The sequence below is a fragment of the Ruegeria sp. CDSC051 genome, from assembly GCF_059610665.1.
Window position 1 is genome coordinate 354,065 of sequence record NZ_JBXWOC010000004.1, and the last position, 18,787, is coordinate 372,851.

The window sequence follows — 18,787 nt, forward strand, 5'->3', positions numbered from 1 at the left end:
CAAGCGGGACGCGGTGGGTCAATAGCTGTATTCGGGATAAATTCGGGTCAGGTCGCCGTTCCAGTCGCCATTGTAGTGTTCCAGCAACTCATCCGCCGGAACCTTGCCGGTATCGAGACTCTCCTTCAGCGCGTTCAGGAAATGTGTCTCATCGGGAACCAGACCACCTGCGCCGGGATAGGCCCGGGCCTTGAGACCACTTTCCGAGATCGCAACCACTTCGCGGGCAAGATCATGCATGTTGATGTCGCCAACCTGCGCCTGCAGGCCATTGACGGCCGCCTGAACGCGCAGTTCCTCGCGCGTTTCGGCATCCCAGCCCTTGACCAGATCCCAGGCCGCATCCAGCGCGCCCTGATCATAGGTCAGGCCAACCCAGAAGGCAGGCAGCGCGCACAGACGCCGCCACGGGCCACCATCCGCGCCGCGCATCTCCATGAATTTCTTGATCCGCGCCTCGGGGAAGGCGGTGGTCAGGTGATCGGCCCAATCAGACAGGGTAGGTGTTTCACCCGGCAGCGCGGGCAGTTTGCCCTGCAGAAAGTCACGGAAGGACATGCCCAGCGCGTTGATATACTGGCCATCGCGATAGACAAAGTACATCGGCACATCCAACGCGTATTGCACGTAGCGCTCGAACCCAAAGCCCTCTTCGAACACGAAGGGCAGCATGCCGGTGCGCGCATCGTCCAGGTGCCGCCAGATATGGCTGCGCCAGCTTTTCTGGCCGTTGGGCTTGCCCTCAAAGAAGGGTGAATTGGCAAACAGCGCGGTCGCCACCGGCTGCAAAGCCAGCGCGACGCGCAGTTTCTGCACCATGTCGGCCTCGGACCCAAAGTCGATATTGACCTGAACCGTGCAGGTGCGCCGCATCATGGCACGACCCATCGAGCCGACTTTCTCCATGTAATCGTTCATCAGCCGATAACGGCCTTTGGGCATCAGAGGCATCTGCTCATGGGTCCAGATCGGGGCCGCGCCCAGACCGATAAAGCCCACGCCGATTTCATCAGCGATATCCTTAACCTCGCGCAGGTGGGTGTTCACCTCGTCGCAGGTCTCGTGGATGGTTTCCAGCGGAGCACCCGACAATTCCAGCGCGCCGCCCGGTTCAAGGCTGACATTGGCGCCGTCTTTTTCCAGACCGATCAGATGCCCGGCCTCGCGCACCTCGGCCCAGCCGTGCCTGTCACGCAGCCCTTCAAGCACCGCCACAATCGACCGCGTGCCTTCGAATGGCAGCGGTTTCAGTGAGTCTTTACAATAGCCGAACTTTTCATGTTCGGTTCCGATGCGCCAATCGGCTTTGGGCTTGCAGCCCGCTTCCAAATATTCGGCAAGTTGCTCGTGGCGTTCGATCGGTCCGCCGCCGGACTGGGGGATGGACATGAACCGTGCTCCGATCCTGATGTGTCTGTCTTGTTGGTCAGTCGTGGTCGCAAACGACAGCGGTGTCAATGCAACCGCATATGCGCAGGGCGCATCGGCTGACGCTCCCAAATTACTACGGGATGTACGGCCCCACCGTTCAATTCCGACAACATGTGTTCTGTTTTCAACCCCGGCAGCGCCGAGAACACGTCAAACAGCGCTTCGGCCCCTTCGGCATTCACAGGAATGTGAAGTGTCGGCTGGCCAGGCTGTTCCAACACCCAATGCGCCGGATTCGAGGATGGGTCCAACGCCAACCGTTCGATTTCCCGCGTCGCTACCATGCCACCGTCCAGCGGGCCAAAATAGGATATCTGGCCTTCGTCGATGGTCACAACTCCGGGGCCACCGACGCCGGTGCGAAACCTGGCGCGCTGAACCCCGATCACGGCCAGTGCAAGCGACACCGCCACCAAAACCCAGCCCAACCAGCCCAGCAACCCACCCGGGCCGCTGATCCAGCTGAGGCCAACCAACAGAATGACACCGGCAACCAGCACTTCGCGCCAGCGCCACAGGGCCAGTTTCGCTTCGGGTCGGATGAAACTCATGCGGTATCCTCTGGGTTTATGAACAGGATGAGCGAGTACTGCCCCGCGGATTGAAAACCGATACCGATATAAGCACGCGCAGCGGAATCGGAAGCCGCAAACAAAACCGCGCGTTTCGCACCCGTACGGCGCGCCTCCTCCAGATGCAGCGCGACGGCCAGACGCGCATATCCACGGCCGCGCATTTCACGAGGTGTAAAGACCCCACCAATCTGCACGACTTCTTGCAAGCGCGCGTTAAAACCAGTCATGGCGACAGGCCGATCGTCGACCAGCAACACACGATGAGAATCGCGTTCGATATAGGCGTCGTAATCCAAGCCAGCCTGTTTTTGCGCTCGTGACGAATTGAATTCCATTGCTTCGATCAGGTAGTCAGACCGCCACCTTACGACGATTTCACGATCAAACGCACCCAAAGGCACCAATTTTGCGCTTGTAGCATCCGGAATAGCAAGTTGTTCCAAATCCAGCGTGAAACCCGGTTCATCGCTGTTCAGCGTTGCCGGCCGATCTTCCCACCCCGCAAGACGCATGATCCGGCGGGCCTGTGTTGCCTCAGCCGCCATTCCAAACAAGGCACGCCCCCGGATCAGATCAATCGCAGCGGCCAGTTCTTCATCTGTGCAATCGGGACATTGCGGTAAAACCATGCCCTCATTCGTGATGGAGAAAACAGCCCGGGGGTCATCGCCCAACACCCAGATATTAACGGCACGTCGGTCCGTGCCCCGCAATCCAAAATCACGCAGATTGGCCAAGGGGAACATCGACGTCTGAATGTGGCGCATTAGAAACTGGTCGATCTTCGGTACATCCGCCTCCTGCGCGAGACGCCAAATCATGACCAGTCCCCCAACGCCTGCTGCCACATGGTCAGAGCCGCAACGGCTGCTGTATCCGCGCGCAGGATACGCGGGCCAAGACTGACGACATGGGCATAGGGTAAGGCGGTCAGCCGGGCGCGTTCACGTTGGGAAAAGCCGCCCTCGGGTCCGATAAGGATCGCCCATGGCAACCCCTTTTCATTCGCCGCCAGGCGCAGGGCCGAGCCGACCTCGGCCTCGTTACAGAACATCAGTTGACGCCCCTCGGGCCAGCTATCCAGAACTCGGTCCAGCCGCTGCAGATCGGCGACCTCGGGCACAAAGGTACCGCCGCATTGCTCGGCGGCCTCTACCGCGTGGGCCTGCAAGCGGTCCTGACGGATACGTTCGGAATTGGTGAATTCTGTCTGCACCGGCATGATCCGCGCCGCACCCATTTCCGCCGCCTTTTCAACGATGAAATCGGTGCGTGCCTTTTTGATCGGGGCGAACAGGAACCACAGGTCAGGTGGCCGTTGCAGCGGTTTGGTCTGTTCGACACAGGTCAGTACACCGCCACGCTTTCCCGCTTCGGCCACTTCGGCCTGCCATTCTCCGTCCTGTCCGTTAAACAAGGCAACCTGCCCCCCCACAGCCAGGCGCATGACACCGAACAGGTAATGTGCCTGCTCGCGCGTCAATTCTACCGATTGCCCCGGACCCAAAGGGTGCTCTACATACAGTCTGATCTTTGCACTCATGAGACCTTACATATGCAAGGCAATGCGCCAACACCAGACGGTCAGGTCGCTGATGCGGTCAGCGGCAACTGGGTCGACACCTATGCGCCGGAATTCTCGCGCCCTTACCTGCGGCTGAGCCGGGCTGATCGGCCTATCGGCACATGGCTGCTGCTGATCCCCTGCTGGTGGGGGCTGGCGCTGGCCATCCTCAGCGACGGCACCCCGCGGTGGGAGGACCTCTGGATCGCCATCGGTTGTGCCATCGGTGCCTTTTTGATGCGCGGCGCGGGCTGCACATGGAATGACATTTCGGACCGCGACTTTGATGCAAAGGTGGAACGGACCCGGTCGCGCCCGATCCCTTCTGGGCAGGTCAGTGTTCGGCAGGCCGCGATCTGGATGGTGCTGCAATGCCTGCTGGCATTGTTGGTTCTGCTGAGCTTCAACCAGGCCGCCATCGCCATGGGCGTGCTGTCCCTGTTGCCCGTCGCTGTCTACCCCTTCGCCAAAAGGTTCACCTGGTGGCCACAGGTATTTCTAGGACTGGCCTTCAACTGGGGCATCCTGCTGACCTGGGCCGCGCATACTGGAACGGTCGGCGGCCCGGCTATCACTCTGTACCTGGCCGGCATCGCCTGGACGCTGTTCTACGACACGATCTATGCGCATCAGGACGCCGAGGATGACGAGCTGATCGGTATCAAATCCACCGCCCGCCTGTTCGGGACAAATACTGCGCATTGGTTAAAGTATTTCCTGGTCGCCACTGTATCCCTAATGGCGCTGGCCATTATCGACGCCATGACAGGGCAGGAGCCGATTACAGCCATGTTCGTGGCACTTGCCGGACCTTGGGCGATGGGATGGCACATGACGTGGCAACTGCGTGGGCTGGACACTGAAGACAACGCCAAATTACTGCAACTTTTCCGCGCCAATCGTGACACCGGCCTTATTCCGCTGATCTTCCTTTGCATTGCTGTGCTGCTCTGATTGCACCTCGGCGCGGGCCTCTGTAAGAGTCCTGCTCAATAACTTCAGGAGTCGTCTGCCCGCACATGCGCCTGCCCTATTTCCTAGCTGCCTCCCTGATATTCCTCGTTTCGGCCAGCCTTTCGCTCGTGGCCGCAGGATATGCGGTAACCAAAGTCGAAGAAGCGTCGGAACTCGCCGTGCGGCGTGCGCTTGACCTAAAAGGGCATGACTGGGCCGAAGTCGAATCCGATGGCCTGCGCGTTGTCCTGACCGGCACAGCCATTGACGAAGCAACGCGGTTCAATGCGCTGACCGCAGCCGGGACCGAGGTTGATACCTCACGCGTTATTGATGACATGCAGGTCGCCCCCACCCGGCAACTGGCAGCACCGCGCTTTTCCGCTGAAATTTTGCGAAACGACAGCGGTATTTCGATTATTGGTCTGATACCCGCAAGCCAAGACCGCAGCGAGCTGATCGAAAGGTTGCGCCGGATGGACGGCGACACCGTTTCGGACCTGATGGAAACGGCGGATTACCCTATACCCGAAGGCTGGGACGACGCGTTGAACTATGCGCTCGAAGCGTTGACCCGCCTGCCGCGCGCCAAAATATCGGCCAGCCCCGGTTTGGTGAAAATCACCGCCATTGCAGACAGCCTGCGGGAAAAAGAACGACTGGAACAGAGCCTGACCCGCGCAGCACCTCCCAGTTTGCGAATCGGGTTGTCGATCTCGGCTCCGCGCCCCGTAATCACCCCCTTTACACTGCGCTACCTGATTGATGCCAACGGCGGCCAGTTCGATGCCTGCTCGGCCCAGAATGAAAAAGCGCGGGATGCCATCGTCGCTGCTGCCAAAGAGGCAGGCCTTGCCGGCCCGTTTAGCTGTACAATCGGTTTGGGCGTGCCCTCACCCCGTTGGCCCGAAGCGGCAACGCTCAGCATTCGCGCCCTGTCCGAGATTGGTCAGGGTTCGGTCACGATTTCGGATGCGGATATCACGCTGGTGGCGGCGCAGGGAACAGAGGCTGGGGTCTTTGACCGTGTGGTGGGCGAGCTGGAAAATGCGCTGCCCGAGGTTTTCGCCCTGCACGCCGTCCTGCCCGAACCCGAAACCGACGACTCCACCGGCCCCCCCGAGTTCTCGACCACGCGCAGCCCCGAAGGGCTGGTCCAAATGCGCGGTCGTCTGAGCAATGAGACATCGCGCGACATGGCCGACAGTTTTGCCCGCGCGGCATTTGGATCGGAACAGGTTTATACCGCCACCCGCATCGCCTCCGACTTACCCGCAGACTGGCCGGTGCGCGTTCTGGCGGGGCTGGAAGCGTTGTCTCTGCTGCATAACGGCGCTCTGACTGTTACCCCTGACGACGTTTCTCTCAGCGGGGTCAGCTACGACCCGGACGCCAAAGCCCGTATCGCCGGATTGCTGTCGGAAAAGCTGGGGGATGCCAAAGGTTTCACCCTTTCGATCACCTATCAAGAGCCGCCGAAACCCGCAGACAGCCTGCCCGACCCAGAGCTGTGCGAAGACCAGCTTGCTGAGGTTCAGGCCAGCAGCAAAATCGCATTCGAACCGGGATCGGCCACGGTTGCAGCGGATTCGCGCGATACCGTCAATCAGATCGCCGAGATTCTGCGCGAATGCGGCCCCATCCGGATTGAAATTCAGGGCCATACAGATAGTCAGGGCCGCGAAGAGATGAACCAGCAACTCAGCCAGGCGCGGGCTCAGTCGATCCTGAATGAGTTGCGCGGACGCCGCATCCCAACGTCAAGCTACTCGGCCGTGGGATATGGTGAAACGCAACCGATCGCAGACAACGATACCGAGGCAGGCCGAGAAGAAAACCGTCGCATTGAATTCCGCCTGATCCGGCCCGAGCCCATTGCCAATTCCGAGACCGGGCTTGAGGCGCTGGAGGCCGAGACAGAGACGCCAGAAGGCGCCGTAGATACCGGCGCAGAGGATCAGTAAGTTGAACAGAATAGAATTCATCATTGCCACCGCCATCATCCTGTTCGCAGCCTTCTGCATGGGGTGGTTCGCCAACTGGCTGGCCCATCGTCTGTCTCGTGTTCGCCAAAGCGACGTCGCCGATCTGGATCGCATGAGCCAGGAATTGCATGAGGCCGAAGAAACCCGCGATCAGGCCATCACCTATCTGCAACAGCGTGAGGCCGAGCTAACCAATCAGCTCACCCAGACCGAGGCGGAACTGGGCGCTGCCATGGACGGGTTGCGCGCCGCGCGGCAGGAGGCCGAAGAATTACGCGGCCGGATCAACAACGCGGACTAAGAGAACCAGAGGAATCGGCAACTTGCGACACCCGCAAATATAGGGCGCCGTTGTGTGTTTCAGACACCTGCCAAACCGGGCCCGAAAATCCCCTCAGCTTGATGAAGCTTGGGCACAGCTCAATTCATGATCATGTCTCAGAGGTTGTCTCTGCCTCGTCCAGAACCTTGCGCGCGACACGAAAGCATTCCAGCGCCTGCGGCACGCCACAATAGATGCCGATCACGTGAATAATGGCCCGGATTTCTTCTTTGCTGACGCCGTTGCTGATGGCGCCGCGACAGTGGAGTTCCCATTCGTGCATCTTGCCCAGCGCGCCGATCATGGACAGGTTCATCATTGACCGGGTCTTGGCGTCAATCACATCGTCGCCCCAGCCGAAACCCCAGCACCAAGCGGTCATTGCCTCTTGAAACGGCCGGGTAAAATCGTCGGCGGCAGCCAGGTTTTTCTCAACATATTCCGCGCCCAGGGTGCTTTTGCGTTGCTCCAGCCCTCTGAGGAACAGATCTTCGTCGAAAGTCTCGGCCATTTTGGTCTCCGGTAATCGTCACAATGAAGCGGTGCGCTGATGCACTCTACGCCTCTTACAGGTACTATCAACGCTTGCACTTTACGCCGGATAAGAAAATGCGACGGATTTTCTAGCCCCATGGCACGAGGATCATTCCACTGACCCGCGCATCCAGTCTTGAAGCCAGGCAATTATATGTACTGACATCGCTTCACCAGCGGGCCGCGATTGTGCAAGCGGTTCAAGACGTCGCGGCGATTTAAGGCACCCAAAAGTAAACGGGCCGCCGTCTTAATGAGACAGCGGCCCTTACTGACTGAATGTCGGGGTTTGGTCTCGCCCCCTCGAATACCACTTAAAAATGGACAGACTAACAAAAACTTTCGACTTCTTCGAGACCAACCCGATTTCTCAATCGGTGTGCATCCTTAATGCCTGATCTTTGGAAGCGCGACAGTGAACTAGTTCACATTAAATAAATTTTTCTTCAATTCTTCCAATCAAAGAACCCGGGGCCGGCCTTTGTCAGTAGTTTTTCGGCCATTGCGCGCGCCATTTCTGCACCATCACCAATCACGCCAGTGGCGTCTTCAGCGATAGAATCAGACCCGTCCGGGCGCAGGACTTCTCCGCGCAGGCGCAGAATGCCACCACTGATATCAGCCAGCCCGGCAATCGGAGTCTCGCAGGACCCGTCAAGCGCGGCCAGCAAGGCGCGCTCGGCCAAAAGTCGATACCCGGTTTCGCTATGATGAATTGCCTCCAACATCCCTGCAGCACGGGGATCGTCACTGCGACGTTCGATACCGATTGTACCTTGTGCAATAGCGGGCAGCATATCCTCGGGCGAGATAGCAGTTGCGGGAACGTCGTCCATATTCAGGCGCCGGATACCTGCCATCGCCAGAAACGTGCAATCCGCTACGCCATCGGTCAGTTTCTTCAGGCGCGTTTGCACGTTGCCTCGGAACTCGACCACATTCAGGTCAGGGCGCCGGTTCAACAGCTGAGCCCGGCGGCGCAAAGACGAGGTGCCAACCACCGCGCCATTGGGCAGGTCATGAATAGAATTCAGGCTGGGCGAAATAAAAGCGTCGCGCACATCTTCGCGCGGCAGGAACGTGTCCAACACAAGACCCGCGGGCTGTTCGACCGGCATGTCCTTGGTCGAATGCACAGCAATGTCGATATCACCTCGCAGCATCGCTTCTTCGATTTCCTTGGTGAACAGGCCTTTGTTGCCGATCTCCTTCAGCGGGCGGTCGGCGTCGATCATCGCGCGATTGTCGCCGGTGGTCTTGATCACCACGATTTCGAATGCATCTTCGGGCAGATCAAAGGCTGTGCCTAACCGCTGCCGGGTTTCATAGGCTTGCGCCAGCGCCAGGGGCGAACCACGGGTGCCGATTTTCAGCGGTGAGGCGGGTGAAGGCAGGGTCAATGTCATGGACACAGCTTTAGTCGCGTCACATTGCCCTGACAATGGGGGCAGAGCTTGACAAATTGCCGCCGAAGGAAGACCCGTTGCCACAAACCAGACGATTGGGGGCACAGATGGCCGAAACAAAGAAACTGCTGCGGGCATTGGCAGGACAGGTGCAGGATGTGCCTCCGATCTGGATGATGCGCCAGGCCGGGCGGTATCTGCCAGAATATCGTGCAACGCGCGCGCAGGCCGGGGATTTCCTGTCGCTGTGCTACAATCCCGAGCTTGCGGCCGAGGTCACATTGCAGCCGATCCGTCGCTATGGGTTCGATGCAGCTATCATGTTTGCGGATATCCTGCTGGTACCACAGGCGCTGGGTGCGGATCTTTGGTTTGTCACCGGTGAAGGCCCGCGTTTGTCGACTATCACGCAACAATCCGAGTTTGATGCGCTGAAATCGGTCGAGGATATCCACGAAACACTCTCGCCAGTCTATGAGACAGTGCGCATCCTGTCACGGGAATTGCCATCCGAGACAACCTTGATCGGTTTTGCTGGCGCCCCGTGGACAGTGGCGACCTACATGATCGCCGGACGCGGCACCCCGGATCAAGGCCCCGCCCATGCGCTGCGCGAGGGGAATACTGCGCTGTTCGAAGCATTGCTGGACCGGATCACGCTGGCCACGATCGAATATCTTTCAGCCCAGATCGAGGCCGGGGCCGAGGTAGTCAAGATATTCGACAGCTGGGCCGGATCGCTGAAGGGTGAGGCGTTCCGCAAATATGCGGTCGAGCCGTGCCGCGTAATCACCCAGGCCATCAAGGAACGTCACCCCGGCATCCCGGTGATCGGATTCCCGCGAGAGGCCGGAGATGGCTATATCGGGTTCGCCAAAACCACGGGGGTTGATTGCGTCGCGTTGGACAATTCGGTCTCGCCGGAATGGGGCGCCGAGCATGTCCAGGTGGATGGTTGCGTACAGGGCAATCTGGCGTCGTCGCATATGGTGACCGGCGGTCAAGCGCTGGTGGACGAGACCCGGCGGATTGTCGATGCATTCTCCAAAGGGCCGCATATCTTCAATCTGGGTCATGGCATCACGCCCGATGCCGATCCCGACAACGTTCAGCGTATGATCGACGCAGTGCGCAACCGCTAGGCTTTGGGTCGGGCGTCCAGCTCGGTCAGTATGTCTTGTGTATGATCTCCGCGGCGCGGGCTGGGTCTGGGCTTCCACTCCCGCTCGGAAAACCGCGGCGCGGCGGCGGCCTGTAGCATACCGTCGGGGGCAAGCCAGGTCTGGCGTGCTGTGTTCATGGCATGGTTCTGCGCCTCGGACGGGTTGAGCACCGGTGCAACACAGGCGTCACTTGCTGCAAACAGCGCCGCCCAATGATCACGTGGTTTGCCAGCAAAGATTTCAGCCAGCCGCCGGGTCAGCGCGGGCCAGGTGGAAGCATCATATTGCTGCCGAAATTCGGGATCGCCAGACAGGTCCAATATCTGCAGGAACTCGGCATAAAATTTCGGCTCCAGGCACTGCACCGCCACAAATCCACCATCAGAGCAGGCATAGGTTCGGCTCCAATGGGGACCGTCCAGAAGGCTGTGTCCGCGCGTATCTGACAGGTTTCCGGTTTGGCGCAGGCTCATCAGCAGGTTCATCATATGGGCCGAGCCGTCATAAATAGCGGCGTCCACGACCGTGCCCTTTCCTGTGCGTGCCGCATTCAGCAATCCGGCCAGAATGCCCGCGACCAGATACATGGCACCGCCACCGATATCACCCACCAAAGTGGCCGGGGTTTGCGGCGGTTGGTCCGGTTGCGACGCATACCAAAGCGCCCCGGACAGTGCGATATAGTTCAGATCGTGCCCGGCATTCTTGGACAAGGGGCCGTCCTGTCCCCAACCCGTCATACGGCCATAAATCAGCTTTGGGTTCAGATCGCGACAGATATCAGGGCCAAGGCCCAGCTTTTCCATCACACCGGGTCGAAACCCTTCGATCAGTGCATCAGCCGTGGCGATCAGGCGCCGGGCCACATCCAGATCGGCCGGGTCTTTGAGGTTCAGGCTGATCGACCGCTTGCCCCGATCCAGAACTGACTGTTCGGGCATGCCCGGAGTCGCGGCCTGACCCTTGCGGTGGATGGTGATCACATCTGCACCAAGATCGGCCAACAGCATGGCGGCAAAGGGACCGGGGCCCAAGCCCTCGATTTCGATGATCCGAATTCCACTTAACATACCAGTCCTCCTGCCCGCGCAGGGTTTCGGGGCCAGCCAGAAAATGCAAGCCCGGACTGGAAAGGCCAATTGGAAAGCTGAGCAAAATGTGTGAATTGGGCCTGTTCTGTGGCTAACTCGCAGGGTAGTGTCGCCGCCAGAACGGGGGAGGCGCATGACAACAATTCTGTCCATCAGGGATTTGCGAAAGTCCTATGCCGGAGGTTTTGAGGCGCTAAAGGGCGTGTCTCTGGACATCGAGCAGGGAGAAATCCTGGCTCTTCTGGGTCCCAACGGTGCAGGCAAGACCACGCTGATTTCGACCGTGTGTGGAATAACGACGCCAACCTCAGGAAGCGTGACCGTCGGCGGCCACGATATCCAGACCGATTTTCGCGCAGCACGCCGGATGATCGGTTTGGTTCCGCAGGAGATCGCGCTCGAACCCTTTGAAAAGGTCTGGAACACTGTGCGATTGTCGCGCGGGCTGTTCGGGCTTGGGCAGAACAACGCACGTATCGAAGAAATTCTGCGCAAATTGTCTTTGTGGGAAAAACGCAAAAACGCGATCAAAGAACTATCGGGCGGTATGAAACGTCGGGTTCTGATCGCAAAAGCGCTGGCACACGAGCCGCGTGTTCTGTTTCTGGACGAGCCGACCGCAGGTGTTGATGTCGAACTGCGCAAAGACATGTGGGAAATCGTGGCCGAGTTGAAGCAGGCCGGTGTCACCATCATTCTAACCACCCACTATATCGAAGAGGCCGAGGCCATTGCCGACCGTGTCGGCGTCATCGACAAGGGTGAACTGCTACTGGTTCAGGACAAAGACACTTTGATGGCGCAGATGGGAAAGAAGCAGATCGAAGTCATGCTGACCCAGCCCATTCAAACCGTCCCCGACAGTCTGGCCGCACACAATCTCAAACTGAATGGCAAGGGTGACGCGCTGGTTTATACCTACGACACAAATGCCGACCGCACTGGCATCACCACCCTGTTGAACGATGTGGCCGAGGCCGGGCTGATTTTACGCGATGTACAGACGCGTCAGTCCAGCCTTGAAGAGATCTTTGTCAATATGGTGTCGGGAGAAGCCACATGAACTGGTCCGCCATTACTGCCATCTACCGGTTCGAAATGGCCCGGTTCTTCCGCACCCTTGCGCAAAGCTTCATATCTCCGGTCCTGTCGACATCGCTGTATTTCGTTGTCTTTGGCACGGCGATTGGCAGCCGCATACAAGAGGTCGAAGGCGTATCCTATGGGGCGTTCATCGTTCCGGGGCTGGTCATGTTATCTGTTGTGACGCTGTCGATCTCGAACGCCTCTTTCGGGATCTATTTCCCAAAGTTTCTGGGAACGATATATGAGCTTCTTTCGGCGCCGGTGAATTTCATCGAGATCGTCATCGGCTATGTCGGAGCGGCAGCGACAAAATCGCTGTTTGTGGGTGTCGTGATCCTTGTGACCTCTGCATTCTTTGTGGATTTGCGTATTGAACACCCGCTTGCCATGGCGACATTTCTAGTCCTGACCTGCCTCAGCTTTTCCTTGCTGGGCTTCATCATCGGCATCTGGGCCAGCAATTTCGAACAGATGTCTTTGGTTCCGCAACTCGTGGTGACACCGCTGATCTTTCTGGGCGGTACCTTTTATTCGATTTCGATGCTGCCCCCGCTGTGGCAGACCATCACCCTGTTCAACCCGGTCGTCTATCTGATCTCGGGCTTTCGCTGGTCGTTTTACGGCCTGGCCGATGTGCCGATCATGTTCAGCCTTTTGGCCATACTGGCGTTTACCGGCGTGTGTCTGGGCATCATCGGATGGATCTTCAAAACTGGCTGGCGCATCCGGAGTTAGGCAATGGACGGCGTTGCATTTTTGCCCATCACCTTCAGTAAATACGTTCACGCGACCGATAACGGTCAGCCGCTCCCTTGTTTACCGCGTGGGCGCACTCTACATCGGCACCCATGAAGGTCAGCCTGCCGTTTCTCAAAAAACAGCCAACCGTTTCGGTCGTGCGCTTGTCGGGTGCAATCGGCATGTCCGGGCGCGGGTCGATGTCTGACACAACTCTGGCACCGGTTCTCGAAAAAGCATTTCGCAAAGGCAAACCTGCCGCCGTCGCGCTTGAGGTCAACTCGCCCGGCGGATCCCCGGTCCAAAGTTCATTGATCGGTGCGCGCATTCAGCGTCTTTCGAAAGAACTGGATGTTCCCGTCTTCGCATTTGTCGAGGATGTGGCAGCTTCGGGTGGCTATTGGTTGGCAGCGGCAGCTGATGAGATTTACGCCGATGACAGTTCGGTACTGGGTTCGATTGGCGTGATCTCTTCGGGGTTCGGCGCACATCTTTTCCTTGAGAGGCAGGGTTTCGAACGGCGAGTGCACACGGCGGGCCATTCGAAATCCATGTTGGATCCCTTTGCCCCGGAAAAACCTGAAGATGTCGCAAGGCTTGAAGGCCTGCTACGCGATATCCACGAGAACTTCACTGCTCATGTCAAAGCACGACGCGGGGCAAAGCTTGAAACGGGTGCTGATCTGTTCACTGGCGAAGTCTGGCTGGCACGCCGCGCGCATGAACTTGGCCTGATCGACGGCATCGCTCATCTCAAACCCAAAATGCAGGACCGGTTTGGCGATAAAGTAAAATTCCGCCGTTACGGGCTGCGCAAGCCATTCTGGTCACGGTTCGGCGCCTCCTTGGCACAGGACGCGGTTGCCGGACTTGAGGAGCGTGCCGCATACGCACGTTTCGGTTTGTAGCGTGATTATCAAGATCGTGACCCTCTTTTTGATTGCCATGGGCGTCCTGGCAATGTTCGGCAAACTGCGGTTCCCGGGGCAGAAAAAACTGCAATCCGCAAGATGCCCGCGCTGTCATCGGTTCAGGATCGGTAAAGGTCCCTGTGCCTGCGAAAAAGGAGGCCGCGCATGACGGCATGGCTGTTATCCGGTCTCGGTTTGTTGATCCTGTTGCTGGCGGGTGATGCGCTGGTACGCGGTGCCGTGAACCTCAGCCTGCGGATTGGAGTACCGGCGTTGATCGTTAGTTTGACGATCGTGGCATTCGGCACCTCGGCGCCAGAACTTCTGATTGCAATCAGTGCAATTAAGGAAAACGCACCGGGCATCGCCCTGGGTAACGTTGTGGGGTCGAACACGGCCAATATCCTGCTGGTGCTGGGCCTGCCTGCGCTGCTTGCCACGCTGCACACCAGCGAATGCGACAGCCGCAAGAACTATGTGTTCATGTTGCTGGCAACCGTTCTGTTCATCGGCCTTGCCTTCTGCGGCGTGTTCAACCTGTTCAGCGGCGCGATTTTGCTGGCTGCTCTCAGCTTTGTTCTATGGACCGCCTTCCGAGAAGCCCATGCCCATCGTAAGGCCTGTGGCAAAGCCTGCGCCGAGGATGACGATTTTGATGGCCTCGAAGAAGCCGATCCAGACATGCCCTATTGGAAGATTTCAGTCTACCTGGTGCTCGGACTGATAGGCCTGCCGATGGGCGCACATCTTCTGGTCGACAACGCTACAATCATTGCCCGCACTTACGGCGTCAGCGAGACTGTAATCGGATTGACACTTATAGCGGTGGGAACTTCTCTGCCGGAACTGGCGACCACTGTTATGGCTGCACTGCGCCGACAAGCCGATGTCGCATTGGGCAATGTTATCGGGTCCAACATGTTCAATCTGTTGGCCATCGTCGGCATTGCAACCCTGTTTGGGCGCATTCCTGTTGATCCAGAATTCCTGCGATTTGATCTTTGGGTCATGCTGGGCGCATCACTCCTTTTGGTCCCCTTTGTATTTTTCAAACGGGATATCACCCGCGGATGGGGAATTCTGTTGACAAGCCTTTACGCGGTTTACGTTATTTCCTTGTTGGTGTGACACAAAGAGAGGCCGCATGACCCGAGCCCTAGTTACCGGTGCCGGAATTCGCCTTGGTAGGGCAATGGCCCTTTATCTGGCCGGGCGTGGGTACGACGTGGCGGTCCATTACGCCTCCTCTGAACAAGAGGCATCTAAGGTTGTCGCTGAAATCAGGGCCCTAGGCCGCAATGCGGTAGCTCTGCAGGCCGACCTGTTAGAAGAAGCAAGCGTGGCTGCCCTGCTGCCACGCGCATCCGAGGCGCTGGGCGGACCCATTACCTGCCTGGTCAACAACGCTTCGATATTTGAATACGACAACATCCACACGGCCACCCGGCAAAGCTGGGACCGCCACATGAACAGCAACCTGCGGGCGCCATTCGTTTTGACTCAGGCGATGGCTGAACAGGGTCTGGAACCTGAAACCGATGATACGGGCGAGCCGCTGGCAACGGGCCTGATTGTAAATATGGTCGACATGCGGGTCCGCAAACTGACGCCCGAATTCATGTCCTACACCGTCGCCAAAATGGGGCTATGGGCGTTGACCCGTACTGCAGCTCAGGCGCTAACCCCGGCGATCCGCGTCAATGCCATCGGACCGGGACCGACGATGCAGGGTCACAGGCAATCCGAAGATCACTTCAAAGCACAGCGCGCCAACACCATTCTGGAACGTGGGTCAAACCCCTCTGACATCACCGCTGCACTTGGGTATTTCCTGGATGCTCATGCGGTCACCGGCCAGATTCTCTGCGTGGATGGCGGACAGCATTTGGGGTGGCAGACACCGGATGTTCTGGGCGTGGAATAACGTTTGGTGCTGGAAGTTTTGCACCGCTCTCATTTCTGTTATCAATCCGTTACAAAAATGTCTTTTTTTTCATACACTTGCCATGTGTAGAAATTTTTACTGTTTAAATTCAATAGATTACATATGTGCCTATTTTTTAAGCAAATCAAGGAATCCTTAATGAAACAAGGGAAAATTCAAGCCCCACAAAAGTTATCTGCACAGTTATCCACAGAATACGTGGATTTGTTTTCCCTTGATCTGAAGCGCTCAAGATTGCAGCCATGGTCAAAGAATCACATATTTTGGCCATGACCTCTCAAGACGACACCAACAGCTCTCAGAATGACGCCCAGTCGACAGGATACGCCTGCATCCAGCGATATGCGAAAACGCTCGACAGTTCACCTGGCGTGTACAGGATGCTGGATGCGGACAGCCGAGTTCTTTACGTCGGCAAGGCGCGCAATCTGAAGGCACGGGTGTCGAACTATACAAGACCGGGACACTCTGGCCGGATCGAGCGGATGATTGCGGCCACGGCCTCGATGATGTTCCTGACGACCCGGACCGAGACCGAGGCGCTGCTGCTTGAACAGAACCTGATCAAGCAGCTCAAACCGAAATACAACGTCCTGCTGCGCGACGACAAAAGCTTTCCCAATATTCTGGTGGCAAAGGACCATGTCTTTCCACAGATCAAAAAGCATCGGGGAGCAAAAAAGGAAAAAGGCGCGTATTTCGGCCCATTCGCCAGCGCGGGTGCCGTGAACCGAACCCTGAACCAGCTGCAAAAGGCCTTCCTGCTGCGCAACTGTTCTGACTCGATGTTCGAAAGCCGCACCCGTCCCTGCCTGCTCTATCAGATCAAGCGGTGTTCTGGGCCTTGTGTCGGGTTGATCTCGGATCAGGATTACCGTGAAAGCGTCAAGGATGCGGAACGATTCCTGTCAGGCCGGTCGACCAAAGTGCAAGAGGAGCTGGCCGAACAGATGATGGCCGCGTCTGAGGCGATGGAGTTTGAACGCGCCGCTGGCCTGCGCGATCGCATCAGGGCGCTGACGCAGGTGCAGACCTCGCAAGGCATTAACCCGCGCGGTGTGGCCGAGGCGGACGTGATCGGCCTGTATATGGACAGTGGGCAGGCTTGCGTTCAGGTGTTCTTCATCCGCGCCAACCAGAACTGGGGCAACAAGGACTTCTATCCCCGCGTCGGGGCAGATGTGTCAGCCGCCGAGGTGATGGAGGCGTTTCTGGGTCAGTTCTACGACAACAAGGAACCACCCCGTCAGTTGATCCTGTCAGATTCCATTGAAAACGCCGATCTGATGCAAGAGGCGCTGACCGAAAAAGCCGGTCGCAAGGTAGAAATCCTTGTGCCCCAGCGTGGTGAGAAACAAGAACTTGTCGCAGGGGCCATACGCAACGCGCGTGAATCCCTGGCCCGGCGGATGTCGGAAAGTGCCACGCAGGCCAAACTGTTGCGCGGGATCGCCGAGGCATTTAATCTGGATGCCCCGCCAAACCGGATCGAAGTCTACGACAACTCCCATATTCAAGGCACCAATGCCGTGGGCGGCATGATCGTGGCCGGCCCCGAAGGTTTCATGAAAAATGCCTATCGCAAGTTCAACATTCGTGGAGATGACCTGACCCCCGGTGACGACTTTGGCATGATGAAAGAGGTGCTGACCCGCCGCTTTACCCGCCTGCAAAAAGAAGATCCCGACCGTGACAAGGGAATGTGGCCCGATCTGCTGCTGATTGACGGTGGCGCCGGGCAAGTGAGCGCCGTCCATGAGATTATGGCGCAGCACGGGGTCGAGGAGATTCCCATGATAGGTGTCGCCAAAGGCGTTGACCGCGACCATGGTAAGGAAGAATTTCACCGCACCGGCCAAAGGCCCTTTGCGCTGAAACGCAACGACCCGGTGCTCTATTTCATTCAGCGCCTAAGAGACGAGGCCCACCGGTTTGCCATCGGCACCCATCGAGCCAAGCGTGCCAAGGCCGTGGGGGCCACACCGCTGGATGAAATCCCCGGCGTGGGGGCCGCGCGCAAACGTGCCCTGTTGGCTCATTTCGGCAGCGCCAAAGCAGTTGGCCGGGCCAACCTGGCCGATCTGAAAGCGGTCGAAGGGATTTCGGCCGGCTTGGCGCAAAAGGTCTATGATTTCTTCCACGACAAGGGCTAGGCCCGCCGCCCGCGCCACAGGATGTACAGCCCCGAGGCCACAATCAGCGCGCTGCCGATCCACATGGTCTGGTCTAGTTGCTCGCCGAACAGGAACACGCCCAGACCGATACCGAACAGCAGACGCGTATAGCGGAACGGCGTCACGGCCGAGACCTCTCCGATCCGCATCGCCTTCATAAGCGAGGCATAGGCCATCACACCCATAAGCACCGCACCGGTCAGAAACAGACCGTTGTACAGATCGAGCGGGACGATTGGCACGCCCTCCCACAGGCGATAGGCCAAACCGGCAACGATGATGCTGAGGAAGCCGTAAAAGCCCAAAACCTCAGTCCCCAGTGTCGCCGGGGCTGCGCGGCTGGCCAGATCGCGACCGGCAAAGCCCAACATGCCCAGCACCGCCAGAATGGACAGCGCCGAAAAGCTGTCTCCGGTCGGTTGCAGGATGACTACAACGCCAATCAGACCGATCAGAATCGCGCTCCACCGTCGCCAGCCAACTGTTTCGCCAAAGATCAGCGCAGCGCCAGCGACCACGACCAACGGAGTCGCCTGCAAAATCACAGTAGCTGAGGACAAAGGCGTCAGCACAATGGCTAAGACATAGAATAACCGTCCGAATACCTCGAAGAGCACGCGCACTTTCATCGGGCGCGACAGGACATCCGGCTGAAACAGTTGCGTGCCGCGCGCCAGTGCAACCGCCGCAAAGACCAGCGCCCCACCCACCCCGAACAGAACCATCACCTGCCAGATCGGTACGGCACCCGAAGCCGCTTTCAACAGCGCGTCTTCCAGCGCAAACCCCGCCATTGCAGCGATCATCCACAGGCTGCCGGTCAGATTTGACCGGGCATCGGTTTGTATATGAGCTGTCATGATGTGCCTTCTGTCCCGGATACGTGCGGTGAACCTGACCGCAAAAAG

Annotated in this window: 18 protein-coding genes; 10 read left to right on the forward strand and 8 right to left on the reverse strand. The window is 58.2% G+C overall.

The window, feature by feature from the left end; genetic code table 11:
• Positions 1 to 18: 18 nt before the first annotated feature.
• The 4 genes from AC2FH0_RS12375 to AC2FH0_RS12390 all read right to left on the reverse strand — a co-directional run bounded on the left by AC2FH0_RS12375 (position 19) and on the right by AC2FH0_RS12390 (position 3,549).
• Complete coding sequence (locus AC2FH0_RS12375; protein ID WP_281995270.1) at positions 19 to 1,389, reverse strand: glutamate--cysteine ligase; 1,371 nt, start codon at positions 1,387 to 1,389, stop codon at positions 19 to 21.
• 65 nt (positions 1,390 to 1,454) lie between these two features.
• Positions 1,455 to 1,982 (reverse strand): hypothetical protein, encoded by a 528-nt coding sequence (locus AC2FH0_RS12380; protein WP_142635298.1) that lies wholly within the window; start codon positions 1,980 to 1,982, stop codon positions 1,455 to 1,457.
• Positions 1,979 to 2,827, reverse strand: a complete 849-nt coding sequence (locus AC2FH0_RS12385) for a GNAT family N-acetyltransferase (protein WP_496789448.1) — start codon at positions 2,825 to 2,827, stop codon at positions 1,979 to 1,981. Before AC2FH0_RS12385 ends, AC2FH0_RS12380 begins: the two co-directional genes overlap by 4 nt.
• Entirely contained in the window at positions 2,824 to 3,549 is a 726-nt protein-coding gene (locus AC2FH0_RS12390; protein WP_496696533.1) for a 16S rRNA (uracil(1498)-N(3))-methyltransferase, read from the reverse strand. The genes AC2FH0_RS12385 and AC2FH0_RS12390 overlap by 4 nt, the downstream gene beginning before the upstream one ends.
• 12 nt (positions 3,550 to 3,561) lie before the next feature.
• Between AC2FH0_RS12390 and ubiA the strand changes: the two genes are divergently transcribed.
• From ubiA to AC2FH0_RS12405, 3 genes are all read left to right on the forward strand, one after another.
• The gene (gene ubiA, locus AC2FH0_RS12395; RefSeq protein WP_496701006.1) at positions 3,562 to 4,524 is read left to right on the forward strand and encodes a 4-hydroxybenzoate octaprenyltransferase; all 963 of its coding nucleotides are present in this window, start codon (positions 3,562 to 3,564) and stop codon (positions 4,522 to 4,524) included.
• A 65-nt stretch (positions 4,525 to 4,589) separates the two neighbouring features.
• Positions 4,590 to 6,488: an OmpA family protein gene (locus tag AC2FH0_RS12400; protein ID WP_496789450.1), complete on the forward strand. Its 1,899-nt coding sequence runs from the start codon at positions 4,590 to 4,592 to the stop codon at positions 6,486 to 6,488.
• A 1-nt stretch (position 6,489) separates the two neighbouring features.
• Positions 6,490 to 6,810, forward strand: coding sequence for a hypothetical protein (locus tag AC2FH0_RS12405; RefSeq protein WP_142635291.1), 321 nt, complete (start codon positions 6,490 to 6,492; stop codon positions 6,808 to 6,810).
• A gap of 130 nt (positions 6,811 to 6,940) precedes the next feature.
• On the opposite strand, the gene AC2FH0_RS12410 is transcribed toward AC2FH0_RS12405, so the two are convergent.
• Together AC2FH0_RS12410 and hemC are read right to left on the reverse strand one after the other, a co-directional pair.
• The gene (locus AC2FH0_RS12410) at positions 6,941 to 7,342 is read right to left on the reverse strand and encodes a carboxymuconolactone decarboxylase family protein (RefSeq protein WP_142635290.1); all 402 of its coding nucleotides are present in this window, start codon (positions 7,340 to 7,342) and stop codon (positions 6,941 to 6,943) included.
• A gap of 469 nt (positions 7,343 to 7,811) precedes the next feature.
• Positions 7,812 to 8,771: a hydroxymethylbilane synthase gene (gene hemC / locus AC2FH0_RS12415; protein WP_271948580.1), complete on the reverse strand. Its 960-nt coding sequence runs from the start codon at positions 8,769 to 8,771 to the stop codon at positions 7,812 to 7,814.
• A 107-nt stretch (positions 8,772 to 8,878) separates the two neighbouring features.
• On the opposite strand from hemC, the gene hemE reads away from it, so the two are divergent.
• The gene (hemE, locus tag AC2FH0_RS12420) at positions 8,879 to 9,913 is read left to right on the forward strand and encodes a uroporphyrinogen decarboxylase (protein ID WP_496789451.1); all 1,035 of its coding nucleotides are present in this window, start codon (positions 8,879 to 8,881) and stop codon (positions 9,911 to 9,913) included.
• On the opposite strand, the gene AC2FH0_RS12425 is transcribed toward hemE, so the two are convergent.
• Complete coding sequence (locus tag AC2FH0_RS12425; RefSeq protein WP_142635287.1) at positions 9,910 to 11,004, reverse strand: CaiB/BaiF CoA transferase family protein; 1,095 nt, start codon at positions 11,002 to 11,004, stop codon at positions 9,910 to 9,912. The two genes, hemE and AC2FH0_RS12425, sit on opposite strands and share 4 nt — an antisense overlap.
• 154 nt (positions 11,005 to 11,158) lie before the next feature.
• Here AC2FH0_RS12425 and AC2FH0_RS12430 point away from each other — a divergent pair, with 154 nt between their 5' ends.
• The 6 genes from AC2FH0_RS12430 (at position 11,159) to uvrC (ending at position 17,858) form a co-directional block, all read left to right on the forward strand.
• A complete protein-coding gene (locus AC2FH0_RS12430; protein ID WP_142635285.1) occupies positions 11,159 to 12,088 on the forward strand; it encodes an ABC transporter ATP-binding protein in 930 nt (309 codons plus the stop codon).
• Complete coding sequence (locus AC2FH0_RS12435) at positions 12,085 to 12,846, forward strand: ABC transporter permease (protein ID WP_142635283.1); 762 nt, start codon at positions 12,085 to 12,087, stop codon at positions 12,844 to 12,846. The genes AC2FH0_RS12430 and AC2FH0_RS12435 overlap by 4 nt, the downstream gene beginning before the upstream one ends.
• Before the next feature lie 113 nt (positions 12,847 to 12,959).
• Entirely contained in the window at positions 12,960 to 13,757 is a 798-nt protein-coding gene (locus AC2FH0_RS12440) for a S49 family peptidase (RefSeq protein WP_142635281.1), read from the forward strand.
• Between the two features lie 168 nt (positions 13,758 to 13,925).
• Positions 13,926 to 14,888, forward strand: coding sequence for a calcium/sodium antiporter (locus AC2FH0_RS12445; RefSeq protein WP_142635277.1), 963 nt, complete (start codon positions 13,926 to 13,928; stop codon positions 14,886 to 14,888).
• A 16-nt stretch (positions 14,889 to 14,904) separates the two neighbouring features.
• Entirely contained in the window at positions 14,905 to 15,684 is a 780-nt protein-coding gene (locus AC2FH0_RS12450) for an SDR family oxidoreductase (protein WP_496701012.1), read from the forward strand.
• 290 nt (positions 15,685 to 15,974) lie between these two features.
• Positions 15,975 to 17,858 carry an excinuclease ABC subunit UvrC gene (gene uvrC, locus AC2FH0_RS12455; RefSeq protein ID WP_496789453.1) on the forward strand — a complete coding sequence of 628 codons (1,884 nt, stop codon included), beginning with the start codon at positions 15,975 to 15,977 and terminating at the stop codon, positions 17,856 to 17,858.
• Here the strand turns inward: uvrC and AC2FH0_RS12460 are convergent.
• Positions 17,855 to 18,739 carry a DMT family transporter gene (locus AC2FH0_RS12460; RefSeq protein WP_496701014.1) on the reverse strand — a complete coding sequence of 295 codons (885 nt, stop codon included), beginning with the start codon at positions 18,737 to 18,739 and terminating at the stop codon, positions 17,855 to 17,857. The two genes, uvrC and AC2FH0_RS12460, sit on opposite strands and share 4 nt — an antisense overlap.
• Positions 18,740 to 18,787: the final 48 nt, after the last annotated feature.